This is a genomic window from Tissierella pigra (assembly GCF_018917845.1).
Lineage (GTDB): Bacteria > Bacillota > Clostridia > Tissierellales > Tissierellaceae > Tissierella > Tissierella pigra.
This window is the reverse complement of the sequence record NZ_JAHLPJ010000001.1, coordinates 2,970,160-2,991,665: the sequence shown is the minus strand read 5'-3', so window position 1 is coordinate 2,991,665 and position 21,506 is coordinate 2,970,160. Positions and strand designations below refer to the sequence as shown.

Annotated in this window: 18 protein-coding genes and 1 pseudogene; 13 read left to right on the top strand and 6 right to left on the bottom strand. The window is 29.7% G+C overall.

Features of this window, described 5'->3' with window-relative positions; all coding sequences use genetic code 11:
* The first annotated feature begins 37 nt into the window (after positions 1 to 37).
* Both KQI41_RS14820 and KQI41_RS14815 read left to right on the top strand, forming a co-directional pair.
* Complete coding sequence (locus KQI41_RS14820) at positions 38 to 811, top strand: alpha/beta fold hydrolase (protein WP_216585584.1); 774 nt, start codon at positions 38 to 40, stop codon at positions 809 to 811.
* Between the two features lie 69 nt (positions 812 to 880).
* Entirely contained in the window at positions 881 to 2,254 is a 1,374-nt protein-coding gene (locus KQI41_RS14815) for an erythromycin esterase family protein (protein ID WP_216585583.1), read from the top strand.
* Between the two features lie 54 nt (positions 2,255 to 2,308).
* On the opposite strand, the gene truA is transcribed toward KQI41_RS14815, so the two are convergent.
* The gene (truA, locus tag KQI41_RS14810; protein ID WP_216585582.1) at positions 2,309 to 3,046 is read right to left on the bottom strand and encodes a tRNA pseudouridine(38-40) synthase TruA; all 738 of its coding nucleotides are present in this window, start codon (positions 3,044 to 3,046) and stop codon (positions 2,309 to 2,311) included.
* A gap of 297 nt (positions 3,047 to 3,343) precedes the next feature.
* On the opposite strand from truA, the gene KQI41_RS14805 reads away from it, so the two are divergent.
* From KQI41_RS14805 to KQI41_RS14795, 3 genes are all read left to right on the top strand, one after another.
* The gene (locus tag KQI41_RS14805) at positions 3,344 to 3,661 is read left to right on the top strand and encodes a hypothetical protein (protein WP_154438833.1); all 318 of its coding nucleotides are present in this window, start codon (positions 3,344 to 3,346) and stop codon (positions 3,659 to 3,661) included.
* 65 nt (positions 3,662 to 3,726) lie between these two features.
* Positions 3,727 to 4,272: an SF0329 family protein gene (locus KQI41_RS14800; RefSeq protein WP_154438832.1), complete on the top strand. Its 546-nt coding sequence runs from the start codon at positions 3,727 to 3,729 to the stop codon at positions 4,270 to 4,272.
* A 126-nt stretch (positions 4,273 to 4,398) separates the two neighbouring features.
* Positions 4,399 to 5,613 (top strand): glycosyltransferase family 4 protein, encoded by a 1,215-nt coding sequence (locus KQI41_RS14795; protein ID WP_216585581.1) that lies wholly within the window; start codon positions 4,399 to 4,401, stop codon positions 5,611 to 5,613.
* A gap of 70 nt (positions 5,614 to 5,683) precedes the next feature.
* On the opposite strand, the gene KQI41_RS14790 is transcribed toward KQI41_RS14795, so the two are convergent.
* On the bottom strand, positions 5,684 to 5,875 hold the full coding sequence (locus KQI41_RS14790; RefSeq protein WP_216585580.1) for an H-type small acid-soluble spore protein: 192 nt from the start codon (positions 5,873 to 5,875) through the stop codon (positions 5,684 to 5,686).
* A 175-nt stretch (positions 5,876 to 6,050) separates the two neighbouring features.
* Here KQI41_RS14790 and KQI41_RS14785 point away from each other — a divergent pair, with 175 nt between their 5' ends.
* From KQI41_RS14785 to KQI41_RS14755, 7 genes are all read left to right on the top strand, one after another.
* Positions 6,051 to 6,989: a DMT family transporter gene (locus KQI41_RS14785; RefSeq protein WP_244971111.1), complete on the top strand. Its 939-nt coding sequence runs from the start codon at positions 6,051 to 6,053 to the stop codon at positions 6,987 to 6,989.
* A 188-nt stretch (positions 6,990 to 7,177) separates the two neighbouring features.
* On the top strand, positions 7,178 to 8,002 hold the full coding sequence (locus KQI41_RS14780) for a pyruvate, water dikinase regulatory protein (protein ID WP_244971110.1): 825 nt from the start codon (positions 7,178 to 7,180) through the stop codon (positions 8,000 to 8,002).
* A gap of 21 nt (positions 8,003 to 8,023) precedes the next feature.
* Positions 8,024 to 10,654: a pyruvate, phosphate dikinase gene (gene ppdK / locus KQI41_RS14775; protein ID WP_216585578.1), complete on the top strand. Its 2,631-nt coding sequence runs from the start codon at positions 8,024 to 8,026 to the stop codon at positions 10,652 to 10,654.
* Positions 10,655 to 10,797: 143 nt separating this feature from the next.
* Positions 10,798 to 11,634, top strand: coding sequence for an MBL fold metallo-hydrolase (locus KQI41_RS14770; RefSeq protein WP_216585577.1), 837 nt, complete (start codon positions 10,798 to 10,800; stop codon positions 11,632 to 11,634).
* A gap of 211 nt (positions 11,635 to 11,845) precedes the next feature.
* The gene (locus KQI41_RS14765) at positions 11,846 to 13,204 is read left to right on the top strand and encodes an MATE family efflux transporter (RefSeq protein WP_216585576.1); all 1,359 of its coding nucleotides are present in this window, start codon (positions 11,846 to 11,848) and stop codon (positions 13,202 to 13,204) included.
* Entirely contained in the window at positions 13,174 to 13,329 is a 156-nt protein-coding gene (locus tag KQI41_RS14760; RefSeq protein ID WP_216585575.1) for a hypothetical protein, read from the top strand. The genes KQI41_RS14765 and KQI41_RS14760 overlap by 31 nt, the downstream gene beginning before the upstream one ends.
* A gap of 336 nt (positions 13,330 to 13,665) precedes the next feature.
* A complete protein-coding gene (locus KQI41_RS14755; RefSeq protein WP_216585574.1) occupies positions 13,666 to 15,342 on the top strand; it encodes a methyl-accepting chemotaxis protein in 1,677 nt (558 codons plus the stop codon).
* A 102-nt stretch (positions 15,343 to 15,444) separates the two neighbouring features.
* Here the strand turns inward: KQI41_RS14755 and KQI41_RS14750 are convergent, their stop codons facing one another.
* The gene (locus KQI41_RS14750) at positions 15,445 to 16,734 is read right to left on the bottom strand and encodes an L-cysteine desulfidase family protein (RefSeq protein ID WP_216585573.1); all 1,290 of its coding nucleotides are present in this window, start codon (positions 16,732 to 16,734) and stop codon (positions 15,445 to 15,447) included.
* 318 nt (positions 16,735 to 17,052) lie between these two features.
* Here KQI41_RS14750 and KQI41_RS14745 point away from each other — a divergent pair, with 318 nt between their 5' ends.
* Positions 17,053 to 18,783, top strand: a complete 1,731-nt coding sequence (locus KQI41_RS14745) for a sigma 54-interacting transcriptional regulator (RefSeq protein WP_216585572.1) — start codon at positions 17,053 to 17,055, stop codon at positions 18,781 to 18,783.
* A 25-nt stretch (positions 18,784 to 18,808) separates the two neighbouring features.
* Here KQI41_RS14745 and KQI41_RS18975 read toward each other — a convergent pair whose 3' ends face one another.
* The 3 genes and pseudogenes from KQI41_RS18975 to KQI41_RS14730 all read right to left on the bottom strand — a co-directional run bounded on the left by KQI41_RS18975 (position 18,809) and on the right by KQI41_RS14730 (position 21,334).
* Positions 18,809 to 19,159, bottom strand: a complete 351-nt coding sequence (locus KQI41_RS18975; protein ID WP_280634077.1) for a DUF2935 domain-containing protein — start codon at positions 19,157 to 19,159, stop codon at positions 18,809 to 18,811.
* Positions 19,160 to 19,192: 33 nt separating this feature from the next.
* Positions 19,193 to 19,708: pseudogene (locus KQI41_RS18970) on the bottom strand (DUF2935 domain-containing protein); the annotation flags it as partial.
* A gap of 63 nt (positions 19,709 to 19,771) precedes the next feature.
* On the bottom strand, positions 19,772 to 21,334 hold the full coding sequence (locus tag KQI41_RS14730) for a hypothetical protein (protein WP_216585570.1): 1,563 nt from the start codon (positions 21,332 to 21,334) through the stop codon (positions 19,772 to 19,774).
* Positions 21,335 to 21,506: the final 172 nt, after the last annotated feature.

The following is a 21,506-nucleotide window of genomic DNA, read 5'->3' as shown; positions in this document are numbered from 1 at the left end:
TAGAAATATAAGAACAGTAGAGAGAAAGGAGTTTAGCATGACTAATTACTTAAAATCTAATAATATAATTGAGGATAAAATCAAAATAGGAGAAATTCCAGCTATTTTGTTCAGACCTAAAGACGAAAGAGAGCTAATTCCAACGATAATTTTTTATCATGGTTGGAGTTCAAATAAGGAAATACAAAGAATTAGAGGGTTTATACTGGCTTCCGTAGGTTATCAAGTAATAATTCCAGATGCCATATATCATGGAGAAAGAAAGGCTTTAGATAACTATGGAGGAGAAAATGCTGCAAAGTATTTTTGGGATATAATATTTAGTAATATAGAGGAATCAGATAGTATAATAAATGAAATAATATTAAATTATAATGGAGACCCAAAAAGAATAGGGGTTATGGGTCATTCTATGGGTGGTATTACAGCAGCAGGAGTATTTACTCATAATCCTAATCTAAAAACTTTGGCTGTCCTCAATGGTTCCTGTGGGTGGCAAGATTCTAATAATAGATTTAAGGAGTTTTTAGAAGTAGATTCCTATGAAAGAGAATTAGAAGAAAAAGTAAATAAAATGGATCCAATGAATAATCTGAATTTATTAATAGATAGACCTATTATTTTGCTGCATGGAGATAGTGATACCTTAGTTCCTATAGAAAGTCAGGAATTATTTTATGAAAACCTAAAGCCGTTATATAATCACAAAGAAAAATTAAAGATTATGAAATATTTAAATTTAAATCATTTTGTAACAACTGATATGATGGAACAAAGTATAGCTTGGTTCTATAAATATCTATTAAACTAGTTTAATAGATATTTATAGAAAGTAGAGGAGTATGGATTGGAGAATAGATTTAGATAAGGGGGAATCTAAATGTATAAAAGATTAACTATATTAACATTAGTTGTGATTATTTTCACAACCTTTATGGGAACAGGGGCCAATACAGAAAGTAATTTAACTACAGAGTTGAAAGAAAATTTAATTCCGTTAAAGACTGTAGAAGCAGAAAGTGGATTTGAGGATCTTATGCCATTGAAGGAAATCCTTAAAGATAAACGAATTATAGGTATGGGAGAAGCAACTCATGGAACTAGTGAATTTTTTAAGATGAAGCATAGAATGTTTGAATTTTTAGTGGAAGAAATGGGATATAGGGTATTTGCCATAGAAGGTGAATTTGGTGGAAGTCAAGTTGTAAATGAGTATATTCTTTATGGTAAGGGAGATATAAATCAAAGCTTAGAGGCTATGAACTTTTGGATTTGGAGTATAGAAGAAGTAGTTGATATGATTGAATGGATGAAGAAGTATAATGATGATCCAAACAATAAAAGAAAGATAAAATTTTATGGTTTTGATATACAGTCAGCAGATAATAGTCTAAGTTATGTTCTAGATTATTTAGAGAAGGTAGGCTCTAATAATATTGATGGATATAGAAAAGGTATAAAAACTTTAGAGGAGATATACGCTGAACTTAAAGAAAATAAAGATGAGTATATAAAAAATAGTTCAGTAGAAGAGTATGATTTAATATTTCAGCATGCAGTAGTTATAGATCAATGGATTGATTTACAAAGAACTAAAGAAAGGTTTGAAACCAGAGATTATTATATGACAGAGAATATAAAATGGATTTTAGATTATGAAAATAAACATTATGGAAATGATAAAATCATGCTGTGGGCTCATAACGGACATATATCTAAAGAATTTATAAAACTTAATATTGGTAAAAGATTGAAGGATTTGTACAATGATGATTATTATTCTTTAGGATTTGATTTTTATGAAGGAGATTTTATAGCTGGTACGTTTACACTACTTGGTAGTAAAGGAGCCAATTTTCATATAAGTTCATCACCAAATGGATCTTATGGGGATGAAATGAACAAGACAGGTATTCCAATTAGTTTTTTAGATTTTAAAAAAGCTGAAAAGAATAAAGTGGTGTCGGAGTTTTTATCATCAAAGATTTATAGTAATAATATTGGTGCGCTTTATTTGAGAAAAAGAGGTAACGAAAATGATATAAATAAGAAGGTAATGAGAGATACCTACGATGGTATGATTTTTATAAATTCTACTACAGCATCAAAAATGATTAAGCCATATTTTGATAGAGTAAAAGATGGAAATAAGATTTTAGTATATAATCGTATTACTATATTAATTTTAGCATTAGGAATCTTTATAATTCCATATAAACTATATAAAAAAAGAAAATTATCTCAAAAGCAATAGAAATCACTCCTAGTATAATTAAATTATACTAGGAGTGATTTAAATTTTTAAAATCTAATATTTGACTTCCATTAAGCAAAGACCTTTAGACTCAATCATAGGACCAGCTATACTACGGTTCTTGGACTCAAGGATAAATTGTACATCTTTTGCAGTGATTTCTCCTTTTCCTACTCTGATTAAAGTTCCAGTAATTATTCTAATCATATTATGAAGAAAGCCATCACCTTTAAAGTTGATATAGATATAATTATTTTCTTTAATTATATCTATATCAGTTATGGTTCTTATGGTACTTTTCTTTTTCGATTTCATTGTAGTAAAAGCTGCAAAATCAAAAGTACCTATTAAAACCTTTGCTGCCTCCTCCATTAAGGATATATCTAAGGCTTCTGGTATATGAGAAGTAAATTTTCTTCTAAAGACATCTTGATACTTGTTATTATCTATGGTGTAAGTGTATAATTTAGACACTGCATTGTATCGTGAATGAAACCTTTCATTCATTTCACAAAAATCATGTGCTACAATATCGTCTGGTAAATAACGGTTAATATATTCTTCTATTTCATCTATTGTCATACTAGAATCAGTAAAGAAATTGCAAACTAAAGCCTTAGCGTGAACTCCTTTATCAGTTCTTGAACATCCTATTACATTTATGTTTTCTCCAGTCATTTTATTTAGTAAAGTTTCTAATTTTCCTTGAATAGTGTTGTCATTGTCTCCTAGTCTTTGCCATCCTTGGTATCTGCTTCCATCAAATTGTAAACTCATCTTTATATTTCTCATTTTATCCCTCACTATATTTAGTATAATTATGATACCATAAAAAATAAATCATTGTAAACTTTAATAATACCCAAAATTCCTTAGTTTAAATTGCGTTATGTAGAATTATATGGGTATATTTAATGGTAAGTTAATAATTTATCAAGGAGAGGATATTGCAAATATAATATTATTTCTAGTATCAGATGAATCAAGGTTTGTAGTGGAGTTACCATAGTAAGTAATGGGGATGGGCTATAAATTAAGGAAATAAGGATTTGTATCATAAAAATATTATTAAAATTAAGGAGTGGAGTTTTGAAAAAGAAAAAGGTACTTACTATAACTATAATTTGTGGCATTATAGCTTTGTATATTGTATTCCATATTATACCAACCTTAGCATTAAGAACTCATTTATTTATGAGCGGACATCCTATTATTGCATTTACAACAGAAATAGTAGATGATGAATTTCACAATAAGACAGATAAACAAATTCTTGAAAGTCAAAATGCTAGATGCTATACTCTTACAAAGCCAGTGTTTGATAAAGAAACAAAAGGGCAATTAAGAAATTATAAAGTGACTAAAAAAGGTTTTATATATTTTGCTGAATACTACGGAGAATTATAAAAGTTGAGTATTATAGATTCATTTGAAACTAAGAAGTTTATGGAAGTTTAAGGAGGATTTATTGAATGGGAAATTCGTGGAGTGGATTGAGGAGAGAATTAGAGAATGATTATTTATGTGAATCATTACAGGGAAGAGTACAATATTTTGTAACTCATTATCATAAAGCACCTGATAACTATGGAAGAATTGCAGTTAGAGTGGATGGCAAAGAAGTTTTAATGGGGAATCCCTATGATTATTATGTAAAGGGTTATGTTTATAAGCAACATATATTAAAAAAGGAGATGGGGGTTCAGCCAAGAAAGTGGGTAGGAAATGAAACTTTGAATGATAAAGAAAACAAACAGGTTGAAGATATGGTAAATGAAATGGCTGTTAATGACGGAGTATTTGATATTGATGATATTACATCTTCCATTAGGGAATATAAAAATTTAGATATAAAAGAAAGTATTAATTCTGCAAATCCTTTAGTAAGGATGCTTGCAGTTATGGATAGAAGAATAGGAAAACGAACTCTTACGAAGTTGAAATCAGAAGTTGATAAACAACCTGAGTGGTTACAGTTCTTTTACAATCTAAGGCTTGAGTCAGAGAATTTATTCTAAAGAAGGTTATACTTTAATATAGATTTTGGAGTGGATATGTATAGAATATTTCAAAAGAATTTTTAGCTTTCTTTGGAGCAATATTCTGAAATAATATAAATATATATAGAAATGGAAATGATAGATATGAAGATATTACATGTTATAGCACAGTTGCCATCAAGGACAGGTTCGGGAGTATATTACTCCAATATGATAGAAGAATTTAAAAAATATAACTATGAACAAAAAGTTGTCTTTGGGTGTCAAGATGAATATATATGGAAGATTTTAGAACATGAAGATCAATATCCTGTGGTTTTTAAAAGCAAAGAAATACCTTTTCCAATAGCTGGAATGAGTGATGTCATGCCTTATGAAAACACCTTATATTCATCTATGACTAAGGATATGATGGATATTTGGAAAAATGCTTTTAGGAAGAGATTGGAAAAGGTAAAAAAAGAATTTAATCCAGATATTATATTCTCACATCATCTTTGGATTTTGACATCTTTAGTTAGAGAAATATTCCCAAATACGAAAATAATTGGGCTGTGTCACAATACAGATTTGAGACAAGCTAAGATGAACCCTCGTATTAAACATAAGTATGTAGATAAAATACATGAGTTAGACTGTATATTTTCAGCTTCTGAACAGCAAAAAGATGAAATAGTAAAAATATATGGTGTAGATAGATACAAGATAGTTGATGTAGGAGGAGGATTTAATCAAAATATTTTTTATCCTCCAAAACAAAAAACTTATACTGATAAAATCAGACTTGTATTCTGTGCAAAAATAGACCCATCTAAGGGAATTTATGAACTTATAGAGGTTTATAAATCCTTAGGGTTAGATGATTTAACTTTAGATATTATAGGAAGTCCAGATGAGGAAAACAAAAAGAAAATAGAAGAGTATATTAAAGATGATAGCAGTATAAAGGTATATAATGTGCGTGACCAAATAGCTTTAGGAAATGAACTAAGGGAAAAAGATATATTCCTAATGCCTTCTTATTATGAGGGTTTAGGACTTATGGCTATAGAAAGTTTAGCCTGTGGGTTATATGTAGTCACTACAGAAATAGAGGCATTAATGACGCTTTTAGGGGAAGAAATAAAAGATTCAGGTATAATCAAATATGTTCCTCTTCCTAGAATATATGATATAGATAAACCAGTTAAAGAAGATTTACCGGAGTTTAAAGAAAACCTAAAGAGAGCTATATTAGCTCAAATTAACAAGATAAGAGAGAAGGAAGTTTTTCATAAGAAAATGGAAGAAAAGATAAAATCTTTTTCTTGGGAAGGATTAGTTGATAATATGAACCATATTATAAGTTCCATGATGTAATGAAAGGCTTAGAATAATCTAATGAATCAAATTCTCTTTTCTGGTTCAACCAGAAAAGAGAATTATATCTTTATTTTAATTCAAGTCCTTGGCTATTTAATTCATTTACAGGAACTTGCATTTTTTCACCAGTAGCTATTACTGAAACTAATGCTTTTTGGTTTTCTACATCTATATGTTCTAGCCATACTAATTTATCTTTATATGTCACTTCATGGTTTACATTTCCCTTTAATATTTCTTGTGCTTTATGGACTTTCATAATATTTCCTCCTAAATTTATATTTCATAATTAGTATAGGTAAACTACAATTATATATGTCATGGAAAGTGTGGATATATATGGAAGAACGATTGTTTAAATTATGAGGATCGTGATTATAAAAAGGTAAAATATAGTCATATACTATTAATAGCGTAGATTAAGGAGTGATATTTTGGAACAGAATAAAATTAATAAAGTGTATTTTGCAGCTATTATGTATTCTATTATTACAGGATTATCCTTTTTATTTGGTAAAATAGGTTTGGAATATAGTAATCCTATTGATTTATTAGCCTATAGATTTACGGCAGCTTTTATAGCTATTTTATTACCTGTCTTATTTAAAAAAGTTAAAGTAGATATTAATAAGGAAATGATAAAAAAGGTAATTCCTATGACTCTTTTCTATCCTTTATCCTTTTTTGGATTTCAAGTATTTGGACTTAAATATACTCCATCTGCTGAAGCAGGTATATTACTAGCCGTAGGTCCAGTATTCACAATGATCTTGGCTTCATATTTTTTAAAAGAGAAGGCTACAATTCTTCAAAAGGTATCTATTTTACTATCTGTATTTGGGGTGATTTATATAACATTTAAAAAAGGATCTTCTTTTGAATTTAATAGTATGAAAGGTATAGCATTTTTATTGATATCAGTAATATCCTTTGCAATATATAGCGTAATGGCTAGAAAACTTACACAGGACTTTTCTGGTATACAACTTGGCTATATAATGATTGGAATTAGCTTTATATCCTTTAATATTTTAGCCTTATCACAGCATTTAATAAATGGAAGTATAGGAAGTTTCCTTACTCCATTGAAAGAATTTAGATTTATTATATCTGTATTATATCTTGGAGTACTGTCATCATCTGGAACTTCATTTTTAACAAACTATGTTCTATCTAAAATTGAGTCCTCTAAAATGAGTGTATTTGCTAACTTGGCAACAGTTATATCCATAGTAGCAGGTGTTGTTTTTTTAAAGGAAGAAATATTTTATTATCATATAATAGGTTCAATCCTCATTATAGTAGGAGTTATAGGTACAAATATATTTGATGAAAAGAGAATTTCTAAGGAAGATAGTGGAGATGAAATTTAGATTGTAATAGAATATAAATTAATAATTCTATTCATAAACCTTGCGACAATTGGGAATAGTTGTCGTAAGGTTTATTTTATATATAAAAATAAATAAATTAAAAAAATTTTTAAATTTTTATTGACATGTTAAGCAATGTGTCATACTATAAGATATATAGTATAACGTTATTGAAGGGGGAGGAAGAATTGGAAGGACTTAAGGTATTTATTGTGTCAGACTCATTGGGGGAAACTGCTGCACTAGTAACCAGGGCTGCCATATCTCAGTTTAAAACAGATAACTACGAAATCAAAAGATTTTCCTATGTCCAAGACTTAGATGTGTTAAGGGGAGTTCTTCAAGAGGCCTCTCTCATAAAAAATTCAATTTTAATCTATACCTTAGTTGATGAAAGCCTAATTGAATTCATAAAGGAATATTCAAAGAACACAGGTCTATTAACTGTAGATTTAATTAGTCCTCTAATAAATGTCATTAGCCAAACATTAAATATTGAACCTACAAGGGAACCTGGAGTTATAAGAAGATTAGATGAAACGTATTTTAAGAGGGTAGCAGCCATTGAATTTGCTGTAAAGTATGATGATGGAAAAGATCCTAGGGGAGTAGTAGAGGCAGATATAGTATTAGTGGGGGTATCTAGAACATCAAAGACGCCTCTTAGTATGTACTTAGCCAATAGAAATTTAAAGGTGGCAAATATTCCTCTAGTAGTAGAAGTAGATCCACCTAAAGAATTATTTAATATACCTGCAAAAAAAATCATAGGGCTTACAAATTCTCCTGAAAAATTAAATGAAGTAAGAGAAGAAAGGTTGAAATCTTTAGGTTTATCTAGTAGCTCTAGTTATGCAAGTCTAGGTAGGATATTAGATGAATTGGAATATGCTGATAAAATCATGAAAAAAATTGGATGTCCAGTTATAGATGTATCAAATAAAGCAATAGAAGAAACATCAGAAATAGTACTATCATTACTTAGAAAAAATGGTATAAATTTTAGTGAATAAAAATTGAAAGGGGATTAAGAAATGGAAAATAAGTATGTTTATAGCTTTCATGAAGGTAAAAAAGAAATGAAAAGTTTACTTGGAGGTAAAGGTGCTAATTTAGCTGAGATGACTAATATTGGTCTTCCTGTACCTTCAGGATTTACTATTACTACAGCTGCATGTATTCGCTACTATGATGAGAATAAAATATTGTGGAATGAATTATTAGATGAAATACATGATCAGTTAATGGGGCTAGAAAAAAGAATTGGCAAAAGCTTTTCCGACGAAAACAACCCATTACTAGTATCTGTAAGGTCTGGATCTGTTTTTTCCATGCCAGGAATGATGGATACTATACTTAATCTAGGACTAAATGATATATCTGTAAAGGGACTTGCAAACTCAACAGGTAATGAAAGATTTGCCTATGATAGTTATAGAAGATTTATTCAAATGTTTTCAGATGTAGCTATGGGTATTCCAAAAGTAAGATTTGAATCTTTACTTGAGGAGATGAAAGAAAATAAGGGAATTATAGAGGATACAGATTTAAATGCTGAAGATTTAAAAATTTTAGTTGAAAAGTATAAGGAAGTTTATTTAAATGAATTAAATGAAGAATTCCCTCAAGATCCTATTAAGCAGTTAGAACTTTCCATTAAAGCTGTATTTGATTCATGGAATAATCCAAGGGCTAAGGTATATAGAAGACTTCACAATATATCAGATAATCTAGGAACAGCTGTTAATGTTCAGTCCATGGTATTTGGTAATATGGGAGATACATCAGGTACAGGAGTAGCATTTACGAGAAACCCTGCAACTGGAGAAAATCACTTATTTGGAGAATACTTAATAAATGCTCAAGGCGAGGACGTAGTTGCAGGAATTAGGACTCCAGATGAAATATCTCATTTAAAAGATATTATGCCAGCGGTATATGATGAGTTTGTAAAGATTACTCATATATTAGAAAAACATTATAAAGATATGCAGGATATTGAGTTCACAATAGAAAACGGAAAACTTTATATCCTTCAAACTAGAAACGGAAAGAGAACTGCCCAAGCAGGAATTAGAGTAGCTGTTGATTTAGTACATGAAGGTTTAATAAATAAAGAAGAAGCAATTATGAGAATTGAACCAAATCAATTAAATCAGCTATTACATCCTACCTTTGCAGAATCAACTCTAAAGGAAGCTATAATAATAGCTAAGGGATTAGCTGCATCTCCAGGAGCCGCATCAGGTAAGATTTATTTCCATGCAGATGATGTAGTAGAAGCTAAGGAAAGGGGAGAAAGAGCAATACTTGTTAGACAGGAAACTTCTCCAGAGGATATAGAAGGTATGGTAGCAGCAGAAGGTATTCTTACAGCTCGTGGAGGTATGACATCTCATGCTGCAGTAGTTGCAAGAGGTATGGGTAAATGTTGTGTTGCAGGATGTAGTGATATAAGAGTCAGTGAAGAAACAAAGGTAATGAGAACCAAAGATCAAACTTTTAATGAAGGAGACTTTATTTCCTTAGATGGTAGTACAGGAACTGTATATAAGGGAGATATAGAGAAGGTACAACCAACATTAGGTGGAAGTTTTGGAGAATTTATGGGCTGGGTAGATGAAGTAAGGGCAATGGGAGTTAGAGCCAATGCAGATAATCCAAAGGATGCAGCACAGGCCCTAGAATTTGGAGCAGAAGGTATTGGACTTTGTAGAACTGAGCATATGTTTTTCGAGGAAACTAGAGTTATGTCTGTGAGAAAGATGATACTTGCAACTACCTTAGAGGAAAGAAAATCTGCATTAGATGAACTTCTTCCAGTACAAAGACAAGATTTCTATGAACTTTATGAAGCAATGGAAGGAAAACCTGTTACAGTAAGACTTTTAGATCCTCCACTACATGAATTTTTACCTGTAAAGGATGAAGACATAAAAGAATTAGCTGAAGCTATGAATGTAAGTTTTGATGATTTAAAGGATAGGGTAGAAGGATTAGCAGAGTTTAACCCAATGTTAGGTCATAGAGGTTGTAGATTGGCAGTAACATATCCTGAAATATATAGAATGCAAATAAGAGCAATAATAGAGGCGGCAATAGATATTAAAGAAAAAGGGTATGAAGATATTTATCCAGAGATTATGATTCCTTTAATCGGACATATAAATGAATTGAAATATGTAAAGGATGAAGTATTAAAGGAAATAAATCTTGTATTTGAAGAAAGAAACAATACAGTAAAATATATGATAGGTACAATGCTTGAAGTTCCAAGGGCAGCCATAACTGCTGATGAAATAGCTACTGAGGCTGAATTCTTTAGTTTTGGAACAAATGACCTTACTCAAATGGGCTTTGGATTCTCAAGGGATGATGCTGGTAAATTCTTAAATGAATATGTAGAAAAGGGAATCTTTGAAAAAGATCCATTTCAAGAAATTGATAGAGCTGGTGTAGGAAAGTTAATGGAGATTGCCATAGAATATGGTAGAAAAACTAATCCAAATTTAAAACTAGGAATCTGTGGGGAACACGGTGGAGAACCAAATTCAGTTGAATTCTGTCACCAAATAGGACTTCACTATGTAAGCTGTTCGCCTTTTAGAATACCAATAGCAAAATTAGCAGCAGCGCAGGCTGAAGTAAATTATCCAAGACCATAGAAAACTAATATAAGAGCATTTCATAACTGATTAATCAGTTATGAAATGCCCTATTTTGTCTTTATGATAGATAGTTTATAAGGGTGTAATTAAATTGAAGATTAAATTTATATCTAAGGGTAATAATCATATAAGAGGTGAATATGATGAAAATAGCTACATTAATTGAAAATAAACCTGGAGATAGAGAAGAGTTATATACAGAATATGGATTATCAATATATATAGAGGCGGATGGAAAGAAGATATTATTTGATACAGGGCAAAGTGGAGACTTTATAGACAATGCAAAGGATCTAGGTATTGATTTGAAGGATTTAGACTATGTGATAATTAGTCATGGGCATTATGATCATAGTGGTGGGTTCGAAAGACTTATAAAAGAAATAAATCCTAGTATTAATTTATATTTAGGAAATGGATTCTTTAATAAGAAATATAATTTAATGGAAAGTGGAGAATATGAATATGTAGGAAATCCCTTTGAGGAACAGTTTTTAAGTGAAAATAATATACAGGTAAAATACATAAATGAAGATATATTAAATATTACAGAAAATCTAATTGTCTTTACAAACTTCAATAGAAACCAAGAATTTGAAAATACAAATCAAAATATGTATTTAAAAGAAGATGAAGAATATAAAAAAGATATGTTCCTAGAAGAAGTGTCCTTAGGAATTAAGACTAATAGAGGGCTAGTAGTAATAGTAGGATGTTCTCATGCAGGAATTGTAAATATATTAGATACTATAAAAGAGAGAATAGATATGAATATATATGGTGTAATAGGTGGAACTCACTTAGTTGAAGAAAATGATGAAAAGATAAATAAAATAATAGAATATCTAAAGGAAAAGAATATTGAATTAATAGGTGCCTGTCATTGTACAGGAAAACAAGGAGAAACTATGCTTAGTCAAGGATTGGAAGGAAGTTTTATTGATAATAATACTGGAGATATATTATATATAGAATAAATAAGCTACTAGACAATATAAATCTCAATAAAAGTTTTGAATTTTTTATGAATATAATGTATAAACATTCTGAGGGGCATATTTCGGCAATACAAGTGTTTGACTTATTGAATCTTTTTTAATATAATTATCTCGAATTATATAAATAAAATAAAAAAATCTATCTTTTAATGCTTAGATGGATTTTTTTATTTTGAAGGGATCTGAAATATTGAAAAACCATATAAAAGAAAACTATATTTTTTCCAGAAAAAATCTTATTTATCTCATTATGCCTCTTATATTTGAGCAGTTACTGGCTGTGGCTGTGGGTATGGCAGACACAGTAATGGTTGCCAGCGTTGGGGAAAGTGGAGTATCAGCCGTATCTCTAGTGGATTCAGTAAATATTTTACTTATAAATTTATTTGCGGCATTGGCAACAGGTGGAGCTGTAGTTGCAGGACAGTACATAGGAAGAAATCAGAAGGAAAAGGCTTCAAAAGCAGGGGAGCAGCTTATGGTATTTGCAACACTTATTTCACTGGTCATAATGGTAGTAGTATATGTTGGCAGAGGGTTTATATTAAATGTGGTATTCGGTTCCATTGAGGCTACTGTTGCAACACACGCCAATACCTATATGAATATAGTATTTGCCAGTATTCCGTTTATAGCAGTATATAACAGTGGGGCAGCCTTATTCAGAGCTATGGGAAATTCTAAAATTACTATGAAGACCTCCTTGATAATGAATACCATCAACATTGTGGGAAATGCAATATTGATATATGGATTTGGAATGGGGGTTGAGGGAGCTGCTATTCCAACCTTAATATCTAGGGCAGTAGCTGCTGTGATTATAGTTTTGTTGCTTAGGGATGAAAGTCTTGCTATCCATATAAGTAAGCCATTTAAATATAAATTTGATGGTAAAATGGTTAAAAATATTCTTCAAATAGGAATACCAAATGGAATAGAAAACAGTATGTTTCAGCTAGGTAAGATATTACTATTAAGTGTCGTATCTGGATTTGGGACTGCAGCTATTACAGCAAATGCAGTTGCGAATACGGTTACCGCTTTTCAGTTTCTTCCTGGTGCGGCCATAGGATTAGGTCTTGTTACTGTAGTCAGCCAGTGTGTTGGAGCTGGAGATTATGATCAGGCTAGATATTATACAAAGGTACTTCATAAGTATGCCTATATGGCTTTAGCTCTGGTAAACGGAATTATAATACTGGCATCGCCGTTTATACTGAAGATGTATAATTTATCACCTGAAACTACTGCATTGGCAAGAAAGATAATAATATTCTATGGAATACATGCTTCCTTAGTGTGGCCATTGGGCTTTACTCTCCCAAACACTTTAAGAGCCGCAAATGATGTACAATATGCCATGATAATAAGTGTAGGTTCTATGTGGATTACAAGGATTGGACTTGGTATATTATTTGCCAAATATTTAGGTTTTGGAATGTTTGGAGTTTGGATTGCTATGATTTGTGACTGGTATGTGAGAGCAGCATTTTTTATTCATCGATATAGAGGAAGTAAATGGGAAGAAAAGACTACCCACCATTTATAAAAATGGTGGGTATTTTATTGAAGGTAGGGGAAAAATTGGAAGGACCTAAGGCGTTTATTGTATCGGACTTATTAAAAGGAGTTCTTCAAGAGGCTTCTCTCATAAAAAATTCAATTTTAAATTAAATCTATATGCTAAGATACAATATTCTAGAAATATTACAAAAAAATATTTTAGTATAATTTAAGTTATATATTAAATTTGGGTATATACAAAATAATAAGTTGTTTGAATTATAAAAATATTTTTACAATCAATAAATTTATATTAAAGAGAAACCATTTAGTATTAATAAATTAAAATTAGTATATCTCACTATGACTATTTAGTTGAAATGAGTTGAAATTTTAAATTAATATATTAATTATTTCAGTAAGTGAATTGTTAATATATTGATATATATAATGTAATTGAAAGTCATTAAGGTTATTTTTATACACCAATATTTAGGAGGGAAATAAATGAAGAGTAAGAGTATAAGAAGACTTTTAACTACTGTAATACTGAGTTTACTACTTTTAGCCTTTGTCGTAAGTGCAGTTTTTACAAACTTAGTTCTAAAAGAAAAAAGTAAAAATGTACTAATTGAAAAGGCTAAAGAACAAGTTTTTGAAATGGCAAAACAAGTAGAAGAAATTTTGAATAATGAAACTAATCCAATTCCAGAATTACAAAAATTTGTTGAATTAAAGTCAACTCAAGACAATGTCACCTATGCTATTGTAATCGACAAAGATGTTCAAGCAGTGGCTCATAGTGATATACAGAAACTTAATAAGGTTTATGAAGATGAGTACACTATTGATGGAGCTAAACATGGAAAAAATCAATTTACTAGATGGTATGCAGAAACACAAGGAATATGGACTTATGATATAATGGAGCCTATTTATAAAAATGGAGAGTTATATGGAGTTTTAGATATTGGTGTTCCAGAAAGTGGCATAAAGTCTATTTCAACTGCTGTGTTGTTTTATCAAATTATAATAGGGTGTGGAAGTTTTATTGTAATAGGGGTTTTAATGTGGTTTATAATTGATCGTATTATTGTAGCCATAACATTATTAGAGGGAGTTATTCACCAAACTGCTATACTTGATTTTACTGAAAACCCTGATTTAGAGGTTTTATCTAATAGACGTGATGAAATCGGATCAATGGCACAGAAGATTATTAGTATGCGTGACTCCTTGAAAAATGTAATATATGCTATATTAGATACCAGCGAGGAGTTAACAGAATCAGCAAGGGTATTGACAGTTATTTCTGGTGATACAGTTAGAACTACAGATGAGATTAATTCAGCAATTAGTGAAATAGCAAAGGCTACCGAAGAACAAGCTCACGATACTGAAAAAGGTGCTGAACAAATAGGTCAATTGTCTAAGAACATTGACTATATAATTGATAGTACATTGAGCATTGCAAATATGACAAAGGATATAGATAAACTTAGTAGTGAAGGAGTTTCTATTGTTAGTCAGCTTTCTGAATGGTCTGAAAAAAACAAATTGTCTTCTCAGCAAGTAAGTACAATTGTTAAAGAAGTAGATAAAACTTCTTCCGATATTTCAAGTATAGTAAGCATTATTACAGAGATTGCTACTCAGACAAATTTATTGGCTCTTAACGCATCTATTGAATCTGCAAGGGCAGGGGAGGCTGGAAAAGGGTTTGCAGTTGTGGCAGAGGAAATTAGGAAATTATCAGAACAAACTTCTAAGGCAACAGGAGATATTAAGAATAAAATAGATGCTATTCAAGATATATCTAAAAATGCAGTAAGCGAAATTGAAACAAGCTTAGATATAGTTAAAGAAAATGTGAAATCTTCTGAAGATACTAGTGAAATTTTCAATACTATTAAAGAAGCTTTGGATAAAATAATAGGAGTTGCTAAAAATGTAGAAACCCTTTCTAGAGAGATGAATGGACGTAAAGAGCAAATAATCATTGCAATAGAAAATATTTCAGCTTCTGCCGAAGAAACATCTGCTGGTACTGAACAAGTTTCAGCTTCGGCATATGAACAATTAGGAAGCATAGAGATGGTTTCTGAAAAGGCTAAGGGCTTAAATGATGTAGCAGAGTTATTGCAAAATGAAATGAAGAAATTCAAATTAAGTGAAACTATATAAATATGATTTTACTTGATAATATAGATGAGCATCAGGAATGTGTACTTTTTATTATATGGTATGTTAATAAATATCCTCTAGAATTTTCCTAGAGGATATTTATTAACATTTATTTAACATTACATCTAATATAATATTATCAGTATTATTCATACCAGTATTTGATACATGAGCTAGATTTTTAATGGTTTGTTCTGTTGTCTCGCCTAATATTCCATTATCTATAGGTATAAAGATATTCTTTAATGCCATATTAGAAGCATCAATAGCTGCATCTACAGATATTGATAATTTATAAGAACAGCCTAGTTTTGCACCATCACATATCATTCCAGTAATACCAGCAATCATATTATTAATAGAACCTTGAATTTGTACATGGTTTCCACCACCCATGAAGGTAAGTCCAGCGGCACAACCAACTCCAGCAGCAACACCACATCCACATACAGGAGATAGAGAGCCTATATAGGACTTAACATAAATAGTTACTAAATGACTAAGAGTAATGGAACGAATGATTTTTTCCTCTGAAATATTTTTCTCTTTTCCAATTATACTCAAAGGAATAATTGCTACAAGTCCATGGTTTCCAGAACCAGCACTACTCATTACAGGAAGTGGGTATCCAGACATTCTTGCTTCTGAAGCACCAGAGGTATATGCCTTGGCTTTAGTATATACGTCCATTACATTATCATATAGGTATTTACCTAGTCCCATTCCTAAATCTTCAGAAATACCTATTTTTGCAAGGCATAGGTTCATATCTATTCCATCTTGAATAAAGGATAAATCTTCAATATTTCCATTTATTGAAAAGTCTATAAGCTTTTTGATATTAAAGTTCTGAATTTCATATTTTATTTCATAATTTGAGCTTGTACTAGAAATACTCTGTTCTTTATTTAAATTATCCTTGTTAAGTAAAACTTCATCATTTTTACTTTCAAATACTATATTTGTATGGGAATTTTTAATTATAACTTTTGATGTATTATTTTTACTAAAAGCTTCTACAGAAATATAAAGTCCTTCTGCCTCTTTGTTTAATTCTAAAGTAATAATCTTAGAGTTTACAATGTCTAAGGCTTCTTTTATACTTTCTTTTTTTACATCTTTAAGAACTTCCAAGCCATATTCAGATTTCCCTATAACTAAGGAAAGGGCAGCAGCAAATATAATTCCACGCTCATTAGTGCCGGGTATGCCCACACCTAATCCATTTTTTAATATATTACTATTAACGCCAATAATTAGATTTTCAACATTGGAATCAAGTATTTCTTTAGCACGAGCAACGGCATATGCCACAGCTCCAGGCTCTGTACACCCAAGAGCTGGTTTTACTTGATCCTTTAATATTTCAATTAAAAGATTATTATTTATCATAACATCCTTCTCCTTTCGACTATTAATTAAGCAAGTACTATGCCAATAAAGGAAAAATAGTTAAATATTAAACAAAATGGTTAAATTCAAATATTAGATATATATTAAGTCCATATAAATAAATAAATCTTTCTCAAATATGATAAACCTATTGAAGTAACAATTAATTTTTCATTGATATTTCATGGTATATATGAATTTATCAATTTTGAATAATTATTCTCAAAAATGATAATAAAAGTGGGTATATTTATTGATTATGATATATTTATATGATAAACTTATTTGTAATCAAAGTTTTAAATAAAGGATGATAAAATGAATCTTTTAAAAAGTATAGCTCCTGAGCTCAAGCATATTATTGATGCTATGTATTCTGTAACCAATATAGATATTACAATAGTAGATGAAAATCTAAATCGAATTGTGGCTACAAATAATATAAATAAGGTTTTTAGAAATAAAGCCCCTGTGAATTCAGTTTTTCACAAAAGTTTAATGACGGGAAAACAATACCTGATTACTGATACTATAAATGATCCTCTCTGTTTAAACTGCTTTAACAAAGACAGCTGTAATGAATTGGCAGAACTATGTATTCCTATACATTTTAATGGAAAAATCATAGGGGTACTTGGGATGTGTGCTTTCAATGAAAAGGCAAGAGATAATATTATAAACAATAAGGATAGTTATATAAAATTTGAAAATCAACTAAGTAATATTATTTGTACTATTTTAAGTGAGAAGCGATTTGGAGAATTATTAGAGTATCGTTCAACTGAGTTGGTTACATTGATTAATTCCTTAAATGAGGGGATAATTATATTGGATAATAATATGAAAATAATGACAAAAAATAACTATATCAATGAAAGACTTGATTTAGATATAAATCTTATTTTAGATATTGAGGAGATAATACCAAAAAAGAGTTTAGAAGAATTAGATAAAAAACATTTCTATGGAGAAGTTGGACCTGTTAAAATCGGGGAATATGAATTTATTATTAACTCAAATATAATAAAAATTGGGGGAAGTAAGCAAGGGATAATTTTAGTGTTTTCTGATTTTAATAAGATGAAGGAATCTGTTTTAAAGTCTGATTTAAACAAACATATAACTACCTTTGATAATATAATCGGAGAAAGTGAACTTCTTATAAATGCCAAGCGACAAGCTATTCAGGTTGCTGAAAAGGATGTATCTGTGTTATTAATAGGAGAAACAGGTACTGGTAAAGAAATATTTGCAAGGGCAATACATACAGCTAGTCATCGTAGGGAAGATGTTTTTATGGCTATTAATTGCGGAGCAATTCCAGAAAATCTAATAGAATCTGAATTGTTTGGATATGAGAAAGGATCTTTTACTGGTGCAAATACTACTGGGAAAATAGGTAAGTTTGAAATAGCAAAAGAAGGAACATTATTTTTAGATGAAATAGGAGATTTACCATATTCTATGCAGGTAAAAATCCTACGTGCTCTTGAAGAAAAGGAAATAACCAAAGTAGGAGGACATAAGTCTATTAAAGTTAACCCTAGAGTTATTTCTGCCACTCATAGAGATTTGCATAAGATGGTAAGAGAAGGGTGTTTTAGAGAGGATTTATTATATAGATTAAATGTAGTTCCTATTTATATACCACCCTTGAGGGAACGAGGATATGATATTATAATGCTCTCCAGATACTTTCTAAATCATTTTTCTAAAATATATAAAAAGGATTTACTTGGGTTTTCGGCAGAATGTGAAAAGTATCTATTAGGATACTCCTATCCAGGGAATATTAGGGAGCTAAAAAATCTTATAGAATATGCTACTATTTTTGAAGAAGATAGTATTGTAGGTGTAAAAAATATAAGAAAGAAAATAGATTCTAAAGACAAACAGGATAGTAAAACATTGGCTGAAATGACTAAGATTTATGAAAAAACTATTATAGAAAATTATCTAAATCGCTATGGAAATAGTTTAGAGGGAAAGACAGAGGTGGCTAAACAGCTAGGTATAAGTATGGCTACTCTTTATAGAAAGATAGAATAATCATAAGAAAATCTGATGGATTACATCAGATTTTCATTTCCTTCAATATTCTAATATAGTGATTTGCTTCTCTTAAAATATGGTCACCTAATAATGGTGGAATAATTGATTTTATCTTACAATTCAACAATCCTTCTACAGCAGATACTTTAAAATCTCTAAATTCTTTAGTAGTAATTAAACTCTTTTCAGCTAATTGTTTTTCATGACATTTAATAGATTCCTTTACTAATTCTTCAAACTTTTTAACAAATTCTTCAGCTCTACGTTTTAAATCTTTTTCAGTAGGGTCCAACATTCCATCTATGAATTCTCCGTGGTCTTCCATTATATGATTCCAAAATCTAAGTTCATCGCATATGGGTTTATTAGGCAATGTTTTTTCTATTAGGCATAATAGTAGGTCTTTATAGAGCTTTGCTTCATCAATAAGATGATGTAACATATGGGGATACATTGTCATAAATATTTTGCAATTTAAAAATAAATCTAAGAGTTTTTCTTTAAATTTTATTACTTCTTCTAGAAGATTTAAGGATCTGCAATTAATATTTTGCACCTTTTCTTCTAACCATTCTGTATAGTCAAAATCGGGATCTGACCTTAAATCTAATTCAGCTTCAGTAATATTAGTATTTATTTTTAATCCAGTTAGTGTAGACGTTATTTCTTCTGCTCTAAGTGTATAGTTGGTGACTAATTCATTTGATTTTAATACGCTTTCTCTTATGGCACAGTTTCCAAATATAATTGTTTCTCATAAAAGGTCTTCAAAAGAAGATTTAAGTAAGTTGGATTCAGTAATATAAGAAGCATTGACAGATGGAAGATTTACTTCTATTAAAGCTAAATGTTCCTTCATGATTCTTTGGAAAAACAAATTTGTTTCTAATGAAGCTTGAATAAATTCTTTTCTTGCCAGCAAAAAAATCCCCCCTCAATAATTATATGAATTAATACATACTATTATGAGAGAGGAGTTTTGTTACTAATTTAACCTGTCATTTAATTTGTTTCTGATTTCATCATTAATTATATTATTATTTGCTTTCAAATCATTTACAAAACCTTGTATTATATTTGCAAAATTAGTATATTCGTATTTTTCTATGGTCTTTTCAAATTCATTTATGACTTTTTCTTTCATTACAAATGTTCCTATATCGAAGTTTGGATCATGATTATCTCCAAAAAAATAAGTTTGCATATACCAATTATAGATTTCATTTATCTTTGGTAAAAAATTTGAATAAGGATAGATCATTTTAAAACTTTCAACTAAAAGTATTCTTTCTGCTAATTTATCCATGGTTATTACTAGACTTCCATCATTCATAAAAGGTTCATTAGTTTCTAATGCTAATATCTTTAGATAATCACTATATTCATTAGTTATATTTTCTTCAAATATAGTTACAAGTTTTTGGTTATCAACTTGATAATAATATATCCCTTCAGAAGTCACTAATTTATATCCTAAATTAATATGCTCCACTAGATGCTTTTTTAATTCTTCTTCGTCTTTTAGTACTTTTTCACGATTCAAGTATTCTAGACTATTTAGTTTTTCCATGGATAAACCATATTTTTTAAATAAATAATCAAAGTTTTCATTATTTTGATATTTGATAAATAGATTTTCTATTTCAATTCCTGCATCGTAGGACATTTCTTCTAGATGTTCAATATAATTTATTAAAAGCTCAGTATTGTGAAATTTAGATAGTTGACTTTTATGCTCATCCATATATTTTAAGCTTTCAGAAAAATCATTTTCTATTAAAGTTTTGGCTTCATTAAATACTTCTATATTGGAGTCGTCCTTAGAATAATCTTTTCTTTCTATTTTAACTAAATCAGCACTGTCGCTACCATCCCATTTATACCAGAGAGTCATTTTATCAGAGTCAACAGAGGAGGAATCTTCTGTTTCCGGATCCACAGTATATATGCTAAATTCAAGTATACCATCGTTATCTATGTCTTTAATCTGGTTATTAGTATATATAGATATTAAAGATAATTTTTTATCATTAAGTATGTTTTTTAATTTTTCATCTTCTAATACAAACCCATAGGTTAATCCTGAATGAGCACCAACTTGATTGTTTAAAAGTAATCCATTTTGATTTTCAGATATTTTTCCTATTACAATTTGATAGTTATCATTATCATAATTCATTGAAACCTTATCTATGGAAACATATTTTTCACCATTAAATTTGTAAATTTCTAAACTTCCTTCATCATTTACATTATTAGGATCTCTTTTATTAAATATAGCCAGTTCAGGAATATTATCTTCACTAAGATTGCCTAGTGCATAAATGGGAGATTTACTTTCAGTAAGTTCAGAACTAAATTTATACATATGTTCTATATAGGACGCATCCTTTAAAAAGTCATAATTAGAGCCTTTGGATATGATAATTTCCTTAATTGACTGCTCTAAATTTAATGTAGTTGGAAAACTTTCATTTTTAGAACAAGCTATAGTAAAAATAGTTAGACATAGGATGGATATTATGAATTTTATAGACTTTTTCCACATACAATATTCTCCTTTCAATATTTATATTATACACTTGAACAATAGGCTTTAGGTAACAAACAAGTTACAAAAATAATATATAATTATTAAAACTATTGATGAAGGATTTAAAGAATGGTATTATCTAATCATAATAATAAATAAGTTATATTTTCAAAATGATGCTGAGAAT

Coding starts and splice junctions, on each gene's coding strand:
- KQI41_RS14790 (WP_216585580.1), bottom strand. CDS start 5,875: ATGAAAGTCCATAAAGCACAAGAAATATTAAAGGGAAATGTAAACCAT.
- KQI41_RS14820 (WP_216585584.1), top strand. CDS start 38: ATGACTAATTACTTAAAATCTAATAATATAATTGAGGATAAAATCAAA.
- KQI41_RS14770 (WP_216585577.1), top strand. CDS start 10,798: ATGATGAAAATAGCTACATTAATTGAAAATAAACCTGGAGATAGAGAA.
- KQI41_RS14755 (WP_216585574.1), top strand. CDS start 13,666: ATGAAGAGTAAGAGTATAAGAAGACTTTTAACTACTGTAATACTGAGT.
- KQI41_RS14745 (WP_216585572.1), top strand. CDS start 17,053: ATGAATCTTTTAAAAAGTATAGCTCCTGAGCTCAAGCATATTATTGAT.
- KQI41_RS14800 (WP_154438832.1), top strand. CDS start 3,727: ATGGGAAATTCGTGGAGTGGATTGAGGAGAGAATTAGAGAATGATTAT.
- KQI41_RS14750 (WP_216585573.1), bottom strand. CDS start 16,734: ATGATAAATAATAATCTTTTAATTGAAATATTAAAGGATCAAGTAAAA.
- KQI41_RS14730 (WP_216585570.1), bottom strand. CDS start 21,334: ATGTGGAAAAAGTCTATAAAATTCATAATATCCATCCTATGTCTAACT.
- ppdK (WP_216585578.1), top strand. CDS start 8,024: ATGGAAAATAAGTATGTTTATAGCTTTCATGAAGGTAAAAAAGAAATG.
- truA (WP_216585582.1), bottom strand. CDS start 3,046: ATGAGAAATATAAAGATGAGTTTACAATTTGATGGAAGCAGATACCAA.
- KQI41_RS14760 (WP_216585575.1), top strand. CDS start 13,174: ATGGGAAGAAAAGACTACCCACCATTTATAAAAATGGTGGGTATTTTA.
- KQI41_RS14795 (WP_216585581.1), top strand. CDS start 4,399: ATGAAGATATTACATGTTATAGCACAGTTGCCATCAAGGACAGGTTCG.
- KQI41_RS14815 (WP_216585583.1), top strand. CDS start 881: ATGTATAAAAGATTAACTATATTAACATTAGTTGTGATTATTTTCACA.